12 protein-coding genes are annotated in these 11,385 nt (G+C 64.8%); 9 read left to right on the plus strand and 3 right to left on the minus strand.

The window, feature by feature from the left end; translation table 11 throughout:
• Window positions 1–81 precede the first annotated feature (81 nt).
• The gene (locus AC1PLU_RS03255; protein ID WP_481107693.1) at window positions 82–870 is read right to left on the minus strand and encodes a siderophore-interacting protein; all 789 of its coding nucleotides are present in this window, start codon (window positions 868–870) and stop codon (window positions 82–84) included.
• A 230-nt stretch (window positions 871–1,100) separates the two neighbouring features.
• Window positions 1,101–1,646 carry a PadR family transcriptional regulator gene (locus AC1PLU_RS03260; protein ID WP_481108454.1) on the minus strand — a complete coding sequence of 182 codons (546 nt, stop codon included), beginning with the start codon at window positions 1,644–1,646 and terminating at the stop codon, window positions 1,101–1,103.
• A 366-nt stretch (window positions 1,647–2,012) separates the two neighbouring features.
• On the opposite strand from AC1PLU_RS03260, the gene mdcA reads away from it, so the two are divergent.
• From mdcA to AC1PLU_RS03305, 9 genes are all read left to right on the plus strand, one after another.
• Window positions 2,013–3,659, plus strand: coding sequence for a malonate decarboxylase subunit alpha (gene mdcA / locus AC1PLU_RS03265; RefSeq protein WP_481107694.1), 1,647 nt, complete (start codon window positions 2,013–2,015; stop codon window positions 3,657–3,659).
• Window positions 3,660–3,668: 9 nt separating this feature from the next.
• The gene (gene mdcC / locus AC1PLU_RS03270) at window positions 3,669–3,986 is read left to right on the plus strand and encodes a malonate decarboxylase acyl carrier protein (protein WP_104551694.1); all 318 of its coding nucleotides are present in this window, start codon (window positions 3,669–3,671) and stop codon (window positions 3,984–3,986) included.
• A 124-nt stretch (window positions 3,987–4,110) separates the two neighbouring features.
• Window positions 4,111–5,013: a biotin-independent malonate decarboxylase subunit beta gene (locus tag AC1PLU_RS03275; protein ID WP_481108455.1), complete on the plus strand. Its 903-nt coding sequence runs from the start codon at window positions 4,111–4,113 to the stop codon at window positions 5,011–5,013.
• Window positions 5,004–5,708 carry a biotin-independent malonate decarboxylase subunit gamma gene (mdcE, locus tag AC1PLU_RS03280; protein WP_481107695.1) on the plus strand — a complete coding sequence of 235 codons (705 nt, stop codon included), beginning with the start codon at window positions 5,004–5,006 and terminating at the stop codon, window positions 5,706–5,708. Before AC1PLU_RS03275 ends, mdcE begins: the two co-directional genes overlap by 10 nt.
• A 2-nt stretch (window positions 5,709–5,710) precedes the next feature.
• Window positions 5,711–6,355, plus strand: a complete 645-nt coding sequence (gene mdcG / locus AC1PLU_RS03285; protein ID WP_481107696.1) for a malonate decarboxylase holo-[acyl-carrier-protein] synthase — start codon at window positions 5,711–5,713, stop codon at window positions 6,353–6,355.
• 107 nt (window positions 6,356–6,462) lie between these two features.
• Window positions 6,463–7,287 (plus strand): triphosphoribosyl-dephospho-CoA synthase MdcB, encoded by an 825-nt coding sequence (mdcB, locus tag AC1PLU_RS03290; protein ID WP_481108456.1) that lies wholly within the window; start codon window positions 6,463–6,465, stop codon window positions 7,285–7,287.
• Entirely contained in the window at window positions 7,284–8,204 is a 921-nt protein-coding gene (gene mdcH, locus AC1PLU_RS03295) for a malonate decarboxylase subunit epsilon (protein ID WP_481107697.1), read from the plus strand. Before mdcB ends, mdcH begins: the two co-directional genes overlap by 4 nt.
• Before the next feature lie 158 nt (window positions 8,205–8,362).
• A complete protein-coding gene (locus AC1PLU_RS03300) occupies window positions 8,363–9,718 on the plus strand; it encodes an SLC13 family permease (RefSeq protein ID WP_006452514.1) in 1,356 nt (451 codons plus the stop codon).
• A 79-nt stretch (window positions 9,719–9,797) separates the two neighbouring features.
• Entirely contained in the window at window positions 9,798–10,517 is a 720-nt protein-coding gene (locus AC1PLU_RS03305; protein ID WP_183086634.1) for a GntR family transcriptional regulator, read from the plus strand.
• 216 nt (window positions 10,518–10,733) lie between these two features.
• Here AC1PLU_RS03305 and AC1PLU_RS03310 read toward each other — a convergent pair whose 3' ends face one another.
• Entirely contained in the window at window positions 10,734–11,357 is a 624-nt protein-coding gene (locus AC1PLU_RS03310; RefSeq protein ID WP_481107698.1) for an HAD-IA family hydrolase, read from the minus strand.
• Between the last annotated feature and the right edge of the window lie 28 nt (window positions 11,358–11,385).

Genomic DNA, 11,385 nt, shown 5'->3' on the forward strand with positions numbered 1-11,385 from the left:
GGCAAGGGCCCTGCGGAAAATCCACAGATCAACAGCCGTCTGCAGGGGAAACTCAGCACCCAGAGGCCGCCATGCTGTCCGTTAGTGCGGAGCTGATTCAGCCTTCCAATAACCCTTCGCGCGCACCGACTCCTTGTTCACGCCATGGTGTTCTTCAAGAAACTTGCGCATCGCACGTGCACGCATGGATTCGGCGCCGATCCAGTAGAAGGTATCGCCATCGTGCGGCTCGTAATCGCGCAGGCTGTCTTCCAACAAGGTGCTGCTGGCCGCATCGAAGCCGTTGCGTTCCAGCCAGTACACGTCCACGTCGGCGGCGCTGAGCAACTCCTGGCGTTCTGCGGCATCGGCGATTTCGATAAAGATCTCTGCATGCATGTCGGCAGGCATGGCTTCGAGCCAGCGGCCGATCGCCGGCAGTGCGGTTTCGTCGCCGATCAGCACGTAGTGGTCGTAGTCGCCGGCGACCAGAAATGAGCCGCGCGGGCCGCCGATCTTCAGCGTGTCGCCGGGCTGTGCGTGCGCTGCCCAGCTGGTGGCCACGCCGTCGCCGTGCAGCACGAAGTCGATGCTCAGCTCGCCACTTTGCGGGTCGAACATGCGGGGTGTGTAATCGCGACCGGGCGAGGGCAGCGCGCCTTCGTCATAGCGCGGGCCTTCCGGCGTCATCGTCGGCAGCACGAAGTCGCCGTCGGCATTGGGGAAGAACAGCTTGACGTGATCGTCCGGCGCGTCGCTTTGAAAGCCGGCCAGCTCGTTGCCGCCAAACACGATGCGGCGCATCTGCGGGGTGATCGATTCGCAGCGCAGTACCTGCACCGAGCGCAGGCGCGGGTCGCGGCGGATTTGGGTGTTGGTGTGGGTTGCCATGGGGGAATTGTTCCTGGATTGCCGGGTGTATGCGCGATGGGAAGAAGTGGGGAGTAACTGGCAAAACTGATGGCGCAATAAACAATCAAATAAACCAGCTAGGCAAATAAACCAGCTAGGAGCAACTGCTGTGAGCTATCCCTTCTCCCATCGGGAGAAGGTGCCCCGCAGGGGCGGATGAGGGTACGAGCGAAGCCTCGCGCAGTTGCAATGACACGTGGCACACGCACTCAGCCGTCGTCGCGCTCCATGCCGTCAGCGGCGGCGTTGAGTAGCGCAGCGATGCGTGCGGTTTCTGCTTCCGTCCACTGCCCGTGCCGCGCAAACAGGCCGTGCTTGATGCGATGAATCGCCTCGCGAATCGGCGCCGGCGTTTGTGCTTTGATCAACTCGCGTGCGCGGCGATGGGTGCGGGCCAGCGCCGCGTCGAGTGCGTCGCGCTGCTGTGCCACGTGCGTGCGGCCGGCCTCGGTAACCTGATAGCGCTTGCGGCCGTCATCCTGAGCGGTCTGCACCCAGCCGTCGGTTTCAAGCTGGGCCAGCGCCGGGTAGATCGCGCCGGCACTCGGGGTGTACAGCCCTTTGAACAGCGCGGCGATCTGCCGCATCAGCTCGTACCCATGGCGCGGCTGTTGCTCGATCAACGCCAGCAACAACAAACGCAGATCGCCATGCCCCAACGGCCGCGAGCGTCCACTTGTGCCCCTCTCGGGCGTTGGATCGGAAGCGAGATCAGCGTCTGCGGAGACGTCGTCAGGTGGAGGACGCGTGTTCATTCGATATATCGAAGCATGACGAAACGATATATCGAATTCGCGCTGCTCGCAAGCGCTGACGCACGCGAGATCGCCTGGGCCGTGCGCCTTCTCGTCCCGATGGGCCTCGCCCGGCCGGTCCAGCACCACGCCGTCGAGCACCGTGCCCACGCTAAGCAGAGCAAGGACCAGTCGGCCCGGTGCCGAACGACACCAAGTCGACTTGCACCAAAGCCGGTCAACACCGGTGCCGAACGACCTCAACGCCGATCCACACTAAGGCCGACCAACCCCGAACCATGCTGCGCCGCGACTAGACAAGGGTAAATTCCATAATTACGATGTAATTACTCCGACATTACGGGCCTGGCCCGATGAGGCAGCCGCATGAGTCGACAGTGGGACACCCAGGCCGAGAGCCGGCGCCAGCGCTTGCAGCGCGCCGCCCCGCTTGCGTCGCAAGGGCGTGTGGTGGCGGCCAGCGATGTGGTGGCGCTGCTGGAAGCGGTGATCGAGCCCGGCGACCGTGTCTGCCTGGAAGGCAACAACCAGAAGCAGGCCGACTATCTGGCGCGCTGCCTCACCGAAGTGGACCCGACGCGCGTGCACGACCTGCACATGGTGCAATCGGTGTTGTCGTTGCCCGCGCATCTGGATGTGTTCGAGCGCGGCATTGCCAAGCGGCTGGATTTCTCGTTCTCCGGCCCGCAGGCCGCGCGCCTGGCCGGGCTGGTCGGCGAAGGCCGCATCGAGATCGGTGCCATCCACACCTACTTGGAACTCTTCGGCCGCTACTTCATAGATCTGACCCCGCGCATTGCGCTGGTCACCGCGCAGGCCGCCGACCGCCACGGCAATCTCTACACCGGCCCGAATACCGAAGACACGCCGGTGATCGTGGAGGCCACTGCATTCAAGAGCGGCATCGTGATTGCGCAGGTCAACGAGATCGTCGACACGCTGCCGCGCGTGGATATTCCTGCCGACTGGGTGGACTTCGTCACGCAGGCGCCCAAGCCCAACCATATCGAACCGCTGTTCACCCGCGACCCGGCACAGATCTCCGAGATCCAGGTGTTGATGGCGATGATGGCGATCAAGGGCATCTACGCCGAATATGGTGTCAACCGGCTCAACCATGGCATCGGCTTCGATACCGCCGCGATCGAATTGCTGTTGCCCACCTACGCCGAATCACTCGGGCTGAAGGGCAAGATCTGCCGGCATTGGGCGCTCAATCCGCATCCGGCGCTGATTCCGGCAATCGAATCGGGATTCGTCGAATCGGTGCATTCGTTTGGCTCGGAACTGGGCATGGAGCAGTACATCGCCGCGCGCCCGGATATCTTTTTTACCGGTGCCGACGGCAGCATGCGCTCCAATCGCGCGTTGTCTCAGACCGCCGGGTTGTATGCCTGCGACATGTTCATCGGCTCCACCTTGCAGATCGATCTGCAGGGCAATAGCTCCACCGCCACGCGCGACCGTATCGCCGGTTTCGGCGGCGCGCCCAATATGGGCTCGGATGCGCGTGGCCGCCGGCATGCCAGCGACGCCTGGCTCAAGGCCGGCCGCGAGGCGGCGCGCCCCGGCGAGATGCCGCGTGGACGCAAGCTGGTGGTGCAGATGGTGGAAACCTTCCGCGAGCACATGGCGCCGGCCTTCGTCGACAAGCTCGATGCCTGGGAACTGGCCGAGCGGGCCAACATGCCGCTGCCGCCGGTGATGATCTACGGCGACGACGTCAGCCACGTGCTGACCGAAGAAGGCATCGCCAACCTGCTGTTGTGCCGCACGCCGGAAGAGCGCGAGCAGGCGATTCGCGGCGTGTCCGGTTACACCGCCGTCGGTCTGGGCCGCGACAAGCGCGCGGTCGAAAACCTGCGCGATCGCGGCGTCATCAAGCGGCCGGAAGACCTGGGGATTCGCCCACGCGATGCCACGCGCGACCTGCTCGCCGCGCGCACGGTCAAGCATCTGGTGCGCTGGTCCGGTGGGTTGTACGACCCGCCGAAACGTTTTCGCAATTGGTAGGGGCACAGCATGGAAACCCTGCGGTATCGCTTCGATGGCCAGCACGGCGCACGCGCCGGGCTGGAACATGCGCTGGTCGGCGTGGTTGCGTCCGGCAACCTGGAAGTGCTGGTCGAGCGCGTGCCGCTCGACGGCGCGATGGAGATCGAGATCCTCACCGCTGCACGCGGATTCGGCGCGATCTGGCAAGCGGTGCTGGACGATTTTGCCGCACGCCATCCACTGCGCGATGTGCGCATCAGCATCAACGATGTCGGCGCCACGCCGGCGGTGGTGAGCCTGCGCCTGGAGCAGGCGATGGATGTCTTGCAGGGAGCCGACGCATGAGCCGCCCCTTTCACCCCGTAGGAGCGCACCCGGGCGCGACGGGCTTTCTCGGTAACGCCCCGGTCGCGCACAAGTGCGCTCCTACGCATGTCGTCGGGAGATACGTATGAGCACCACTATTCCCATGGCCGAGCGCAGCTATTACGAGGCCGATGCGCGCGAGCGTATCGACGGCTTGCTGGACGCCGGTAGCTTCCGCGAATTCGTCGGTCCACGTCGTCGTTTGATCAGCCCGCATCTGGCCCAGCTCGACACGCCCGGCGCCTTCGATGACGGCATCGTGGTGGGCGAAGGCACGCTGCGCGGGCGCAACGTATTGATCGCCGCGCAGCAAGGCGCCTTCATGGGCGGTGGAGTGGGCGAAGTGCACGGCGCCAAGCTCACCGGCCTGCTCGAACGCGCAGCAAAAACGCAGCCGGCAGCGGTGCTGCTATTGCTCGACACCGGCGGCGTACGCCTGCACGAAGCCAACGCCGGCCTGATCGCGATTTCCGAAATCATGCGCGCCACGCTGAGCACACGTGCTGCCGGCGTGCCGGTACTGGCCTTGATCGGCAGCGGCAACGGCGCCTTCGGCGGCATGGGCATCGTGGCGCGCTGTTGCAGCGCGGTGATCATGTCCGAAGAAGGCCGCCTGTCGTTGTCCGGCCCGGACGTGATCGAGACCGTGCGCGGCGTGGAAGAGTTCGACGCACGCGACCGTGCCCTGGTGTGGCGCGTCACCGGCGGCAAGCATCGCTATCTGCTCGGCGAAGCGCAGACCTTGGTGGCCGACCGCATCGCCGCATTCGCCGATGCGGCTGCCCATGCGCTGGACACACTTGCCGAGCCGGAAGGCGAGGCCGCATTGCAGGCGCTGGAACTTGCGCAGCAGCAATTGGCTAAGCGCATCGAGGCTTACGGCGATTGCCGCGACGGTCTGGAGATCTGGCGGCGCCAAGGCATCGTCGATGCGCAGCGCCTGCCGTTGCTGGACACCGAGGCCTTCCTCGCTGCCACTGCCGACCGGAGCATTCCATGGAACTGAGCCAACTGCTGGATCAGCTGTTTCCGCTCGGTCACGCCATCGCCCGCAACGACGATGTGCTCACCGGCAGCGCGATGACCGCTGCGGGCGAGGTCACCGTGATCGGTACTGCCAATAAACTGGAAGTCGGCGTAGACCACGCACTGGCATTGGCCGCTACCGTGTTGGCGAGCACCCGTGGACATCCGCAACGGCCGATCGTGATGCTGGCCGACACCGCCGGGCAACGGCTCGCGCGCCGCGACGAACTGCTGGGCATCAACGGCTATTTCGCGCATTTGGCACGCGCGCTGGATCTTGCACGCAGACGCGGCGCGCGGCTGGTCACGTTGGTGTATGGCGAATCGGTCAGCGGCGGCTTTCTCTCGTTCGGGTTGATGGCCGACCATATCCACGCCTTGCCCGATGCACAGATCCGCGTGATGGATCTGCGTGCCATGGCACGTGTGACCAAGCAATCGGTGGACACCTTGCAAGCGCTGAGCAAGAGCTCGCCGGTATTCGCGCCGGGTGTGGAAAATTACGTGCGCATGGGCGCGGTGGAGTCGTTGTGGAAGGGCGATCTGGCGCAGGCGTTGCTTGATGCATTGGCTACGCCCAGCGACGGCGACCAACGTCGTGCACTCGGCGCGCAACGTGGCGGCCGTACGTTGGCAAGCGATGTCGCCGCTGCCGTGGCAGCAGGCGAGGCCTGAGCATGCCCGGCCGGCACGCACTGGTGTGGTTGCATCCCGAGGCGCGCTGGCAGGCGTTGATGCCGGGTGCGCATCCGCGCCTGCAGCAGTGGTTCGCCGCCGGCCTGCCGGCGGTGGTGGCGCGTGGCGACGGCAGCGAAGCACCCGGCGCACTGCGGCTCGGCGTGCCGTTGCCGCCGAGCGAAGGCAAGCAGCGTCTGGCGCTGACAGCCAATGTGGCCGATATCGCACGCAGCACCGCACCGCTGCTATTGGACGCAGTGATCGCGCAAGCGCCCAGCGACATGCAGCCGGCATTGCAGGCCTTACTGGCGCAGACCCGGGCCAACGCATTACAGCCGCGCGTGTTCGGCAGCTTTGCATGGCAGGCACTGACCGGGCTTGCGTATGTGCATGCGCAGTCGGATCTGGACCTGTTGTGGTCGATCGAAACACCCGAACAGGCGCATGCGGTGGTGACATTGCTGCAGCGCTGGGAACAACGCCATGGCCTGCGTGCCGATGGCGAATTACTGCTGGCCGACGACGGCACCGCCGTGAACTGGCGCGAATATGCCGGCAGCGCGCAGCAGGTGCTGGTGAAATCCAATCATGGCTGCCGGATGGCGTCGCGCACCGCGTTGTTTCCTGTGTGGAGCGCGGCATGAGTGCGCTGGCGAAAGATGTTGCCCATGCCAAGGCCGAGGCCACATGTATGCATGGCGATATTCAACATTGTGCATCGCTGCAGGGCGCATCGCGTCTCACCAGCGGCATGGCAAGTCCACTGGCGCACCGACTCGGCCGCCTTGCAGTGCTTGCCTTGCACGCAGAACTGGCCTGCGCACCAAAGCCTGGCCTGGTCACCCCGTTCGATACCGGTAGCCACACCGATATGGGCGCGGCCACCTTTCTGCGCAGTCTGTTCGCGTTGCGCGGCTACTTTGTCGCCATCGCGCAAGCCGGCATCGACAACGCCCCGTTCGCACGCCTTCGCCAACTCGGCATCGATGCCGAAGCGGCGATGCTGCGCGCCACCGACGGCATCAACACCCATCGCGGCGCGATTTTCAGCCTCGGCCTGCTCACTGCGCAGGCGGCGCGCTTGCGTGTCGCGCACGGGCGCTGCCCAACTGGTGAAGCGGTCTGTAACGCGGTGCAGGTGTGGCGCGATGCATTGCAGGCTGCGCCGCTGAATCCGCACAGCAATGGTCAGCGTATGCGTGCGCAGTATCAGGTCAGCGGTGTGCGCGAGCAGGCCGCAGCCGGCTACCCGCTGTTAAGCGAAGTCGCGCTGCCGTGCCTGCGCGCTGCATTGCACAGCGGCGCCAAGCAGGAAGCGGCATTGGCGCAGACGTTGATGCAGTTGGTTGCTGAAGTGGACGATCTGAATCTGCTGCATCGTGGTGGGCAGGAAGGGCTGGCTTACGCACAAGCGCAAGCACGTGCCTTCCTCGCCGACGGCGGCATCGCGCAACCGCAGTGGCGCGATTGTTTGAACTCCATCGGCGAGCAATTCGTCGCACGCCGTCTGAGCCCGGGCGGCAGCGCCGATCTGCTGGCCTGCGCATGGTTTCTGCATCTGCAGGAAAGCGCATGACGCTCGCCGTACTCTGTCCGGGCCAAGGCGGTCAACACGCGGAAATGTTTGCGCGTGTCGCCGATGCACCTGCTGCGGCCAGTGTGCTCGCTACTGCGACCAAGCTGCTTGGCGCATCTGCGCAAACGCTTGCCGCAGACCCAAGTCGTTATGCCAATGCCATTGCACAACCACTGGTGTGCGCCGGCACGCTGGCGCAATGGCAGGTGCTGCAGACGCAACTACCCACACCGTTGCTGGTACTCGGCTACAGCGTCGGCGAGCTCGCCGCGCATGCGGTGGCCGGCAGCATGGACATCGATACCTGCCTGCAGCTGGCCGCCACCCGCGCACGCCTGATGGACGCGGCCAGCCCGGACAATGCCGGGTTGATGGCGGTGGTCGGCCTGCCACTGCGCGCACTCGAAACGCTATGCCAGACCTATGGTGCGGCACTGGCCATCATCAACGGCGGCGACCACGCCGTGCTTGGTGGCCCGCACGCTGCACTGCAGGCACTCGGCGACGCTGCGCAGGCGCAAGGCGCGCGCATCACGCTGCTGCCGGTGAGCGTGCCGGCGCATACGCCGTGGTTGCGCGCGGCCGTGGACGCGTTCGCCATCGCATTGAAAAACGCAGAAATCACTGCGCCAAAGCTGCGCGTGCTCGCCGGTATCGATGCACGTGCAGTCACCACGCAGGCCTTGGTGATCGACACGCTGGCCGCACAGATTGCGCAGACCGTGCGCTGGTACGACGTGCTGGTGCAGGCCGCAGAACGCGGCGCACGCGTGTTTCTCGAACTGGGGCCAGGCAGCGCATTGGCGCGCATGGCGCGGGAGGTATTGCCGGACTGCGAGGCGCGGTCGGTGGACGAATTCAACAGCACCCAAGGTGTTGTCGAGTGGGTCAACGCCGCGTGCGAGCGCGCGGCATGAGGTAACGCTAGGAGAGGCCAGCAACGCGTAGCGAGTAGGCAACCGCCTGGCAGCTGCGCATCGGTGCTGTTGGCCGCTCCTGGTGTCTGACAGGGCGTGACCCTTGGGTGGCGGGTGGCCATCCGTGCTGTACGCGTATCAGGTGTCTGGGAGGGCGCATGACCCCGCAAATTGCAACGATTCTTGGCTTGGTGATCATGTTCATCGTCGCCACCGCATTGCCCATCAACATGGGTGCGGTGGCCTTCGCGCTGGCGTTCATCATCGGCGGCGTGTGGGTGGGACTGGACGGCAAGGAGGTGCTGGCCGGCTTTCCGGGCGACCTGTTTCTCACCCTGGTCGGCATCACCTATCTGTTCGCCATCGCGCAGAAGAACGGCACCATCGATCTGCTGGTGCACTGGGCAGTGCGCGCGGTACGCGGGCGTATCGTGGCGATTCCATGGGTGATGTTCGTCATTACCGGGTTGCTGACTGCATTCGGTGCGCTTGGGCCGGCGGCAGTGGCCATCATCGGCCCGGTGGCATTGCGCTTTGCCAAGCAGTACCGCATCAACCCGTTGATGATGGGCCTGCTGGTGATCCATGGCGCACAGGGCGGCGGGTTTTCGCCGATCAGCGTGTACGGCGGCATCACCAACAAGGTGGTCGAAAAGGCCGGGCTGGACGTCACCGAGATGGCGGTGTTCCTCACCAGTCTTGGTTTCAACCTGATGATGGCGATCATCTGCTTCTGCGCGTTCGGCGGGCTCAAGCTGATGCGTCGGCAGGAGGTCTCGTTGGCGGATGCGCAATACGTGCCAGTGGCCGATGACCAGGCCTCCAAACGTCCATTTGCGATCGAAGGGCATGGCTCCTTGGTCGCCGCTGGCGGCGGTACCTTGTCGACCAATCCGCTTGCGCTGGAGGCTGTCGCCATCACCCGTGATCGCTTGATCACGTTGGTTGGCTTGCTGGGTCTGGGTGTCGCGGCGCTGATCTATAACCTCAATGTCGGTTTGGTGTCGATCACCGTTGCTGTGGTCCTTGCATTGATCTCGCCCAGCGCGCAGAAGGGTGCGGTGGATGGCATCAGCTGGTCCACGGTGTTGTTGATCAGCGGTGTGGTGACCTATGTTGCGGTGCTGGAAAAGGCCGGCGCGGTGGACTACATCGGTACCGGTGTCTCGCATATCGGCATGCCGTTGTTGGGTGCGTTGCTGGTCTGTTATGTCGGCGGCATCGTGTCCGCGTTCGCATCGTCCGCAGCCGTGCTGGGCGCCACCATTCCGCTGGCAGTGCCGTTCCTGATGCAAGGCCAGCTGGGTGCGGCCGGGGTGATCTGCGCGCTTGCGGTGTCTTCCACCATCGTCGATGTCAGCCCGTTCTCCACCAATGGCGCGCTGGTGGTGGCTTCGGCTGCGAAAGAGGAGCGCGACGCGCTGTTCCGCCGCTTTCTGGTCTATAGCGGGTTGGTGGTGTTGTTGGGGCCACTGACGGCGTGGCTGCTGTTCGTGGTGCCGGGCTGGCTGTGAGCCGGCACGCGCACAGCGGCGGAGTGGGGCGCCCCCGTAGAATGGGCACCCCCGCTCCGACGCTAACGACCTGCCCGCCATGACCCTCGCCCCTGATTCGCGCACCGCCAAAAAGCGCGTACCGCTGTACGAGGAAGTGGCCGAGCGCCTGCGCCAGAAGATCTACGACTACGCGTTGCCGCCGGGCGAGTGGATCGACGAGCCGGCGCTGGCCGAAGAACTCGGCATCAGCCGCACTCCGCTGCGCGAGAGCCTCAAGCTGCTCGCGGCCGAAGGCCTGGTGCAACTGGACGCCGGCCGCGGCAGCCGGGTCACGCGGCTGACGCTGGAAGATCTCAACCAGCTGTTCCCGGTAATGGCCATGCTCGAAGGCCGCTGCGCGCACGATGCGGTCAAGCGTATCGATGCGGCCGGCGTGCAACGCCTGGAAGACCTGCACGCAGCGATGGAAGCCGCAGCCGACGTTGGTGATCTGGCCGAGTACTACCGCAACAATTATCTGATTCATGAAACCGTGCAGCAGTACGCCGGCAATCCGTGGTTGATCCGGGTCACCCACGATCTGCACCGCATCCTCAAGATGCATCGTGGCCGTCAGCTGCTGACGCCGGGACGCATGGCGCAATCGTTGGCCGAGCATCGTGCATTGATGGAGTGCGTGCGGCGCGGCGATGCCGAGGGCGCAGAGCGCACGATGCACGGGCACCTGTTGAGCCAGGGGCAGGCCTTGGCGGCATATGTGGCAGCGGGCGGAATGTTGAACGTGCCGGCACCGTTACCGCGGGTCGGCGGGGTGTAGAGCCGCCGTGGCGAACCGCTTAAAGCAGCTGGCCTGATCCCAGTAGCACCTGACGCTCCTACCCTTCGCCCTCCGGGAGAAGGTGCCCGAAGGGCGGATGAGGGTACGTCCGCACGTAGCGGCGGGAAGCTCTTGCTCTTGCGAATCCCGAATCCCGAATCCCAAATCCCAAATCCCAAATCCCAAATCCCAAATCCCAGCCATTGAAAAACCGGGCTACCGCACACCCAACCCAAGCAACCCGTCCACACGTTCAATCAACTGCGTCCCAGCCAACCCGGCAAACACCTCCGGGTGCGCATACCCCCACGCCACCGCAGCAAACGGCAATCCCACCACTTGCGCCGCTTCCCAGTCGGCAACCTGGTCGCCCACATACACCGCCTGCGTTGCGCCATACCCGGTGGCGCGCAGCACACGACGCAAGGCGCGTTGCTTGCCCAGCAGATGCGCACCACCATCGATCACGGCGAACTTCGCGCTCAAGTCCTTACCCAAAGCGCGTTGCACATTCTCCACCGAGTTCGACGACACCACCGCCAGGCGCGTGCCGCTGGCATGCAGCGTCTCTACTACGTCGGCAATGCCGGCAAACAACGCCATCGGCGGGGCGGCGCGCATCAGGCGGATAAAGTCGGCGGCCACCAGCGGCACGCGCCAGGCACGCAGCCCGGAGGCTTTCAACAGCTCCCGCGTACTCAGCCGGCGAGCATCCTCCACTTCGTGCGCTTGTGCCGCACGGAAACCGTGCCGCTCGGCCAGCACGCGCTGCGTGCTCAGAAAGAAATCAAACGAGTCGGCCAAAGTGCCGTCGAAATCGAAAATGATCAGTGCGGGCATTGCAACGCAAGTATCAGGGCGTCATAGC

Source organism: Xanthomonas sp. NCPPB 2933 (assembly GCF_056725225.1).

Excerpts from the sequence above, each read along its gene's own strand:
- mdcG (WP_481107696.1), top strand. The coding sequence starts at position 5,711 with ATGCCCGGCCGGCACGCACTGGTGTGGTTGCATCCCGAGGCGCGCTGG.
- AC1PLU_RS03310 (WP_481107698.1), bottom strand. The coding sequence starts at position 11,357 with ATGCCCGCACTGATCATTTTCGATTTCGACGGCACTTTGGCCGACTCG.
- AC1PLU_RS03260 (WP_481108454.1), bottom strand. The coding sequence starts at position 1,646 with ATGAACACGCGTCCTCCACCTGACGACGTCTCCGCAGACGCTGATCTC.
- AC1PLU_RS03305 (WP_183086634.1), top strand. The coding sequence starts at position 9,798 with ATGACCCTCGCCCCTGATTCGCGCACCGCCAAAAAGCGCGTACCGCTG.
- AC1PLU_RS03275 (WP_481108455.1), top strand. The coding sequence starts at position 4,111 with ATGGCCGAGCGCAGCTATTACGAGGCCGATGCGCGCGAGCGTATCGAC.
- mdcE (WP_481107695.1), top strand. The coding sequence starts at position 5,004 with ATGGAACTGAGCCAACTGCTGGATCAGCTGTTTCCGCTCGGTCACGCC.
- AC1PLU_RS03300 (WP_006452514.1), top strand. The coding sequence starts at position 8,363 with ATGACCCCGCAAATTGCAACGATTCTTGGCTTGGTGATCATGTTCATC.
- AC1PLU_RS03255 (WP_481107693.1), bottom strand. The coding sequence starts at position 870 with ATGGCAACCCACACCAACACCCAAATCCGCCGCGACCCGCGCCTGCGC.
- mdcB (WP_481108456.1), top strand. The coding sequence starts at position 6,463 with ATGGCAAGTCCACTGGCGCACCGACTCGGCCGCCTTGCAGTGCTTGCC.
- mdcH (WP_481107697.1), top strand. The coding sequence starts at position 7,284 with ATGACGCTCGCCGTACTCTGTCCGGGCCAAGGCGGTCAACACGCGGAA.
- mdcC (WP_104551694.1), top strand. The coding sequence starts at position 3,669 with ATGGAAACCCTGCGGTATCGCTTCGATGGCCAGCACGGCGCACGCGCC.
- mdcA (WP_481107694.1), top strand. The coding sequence starts at position 2,013 with ATGAGTCGACAGTGGGACACCCAGGCCGAGAGCCGGCGCCAGCGCTTG.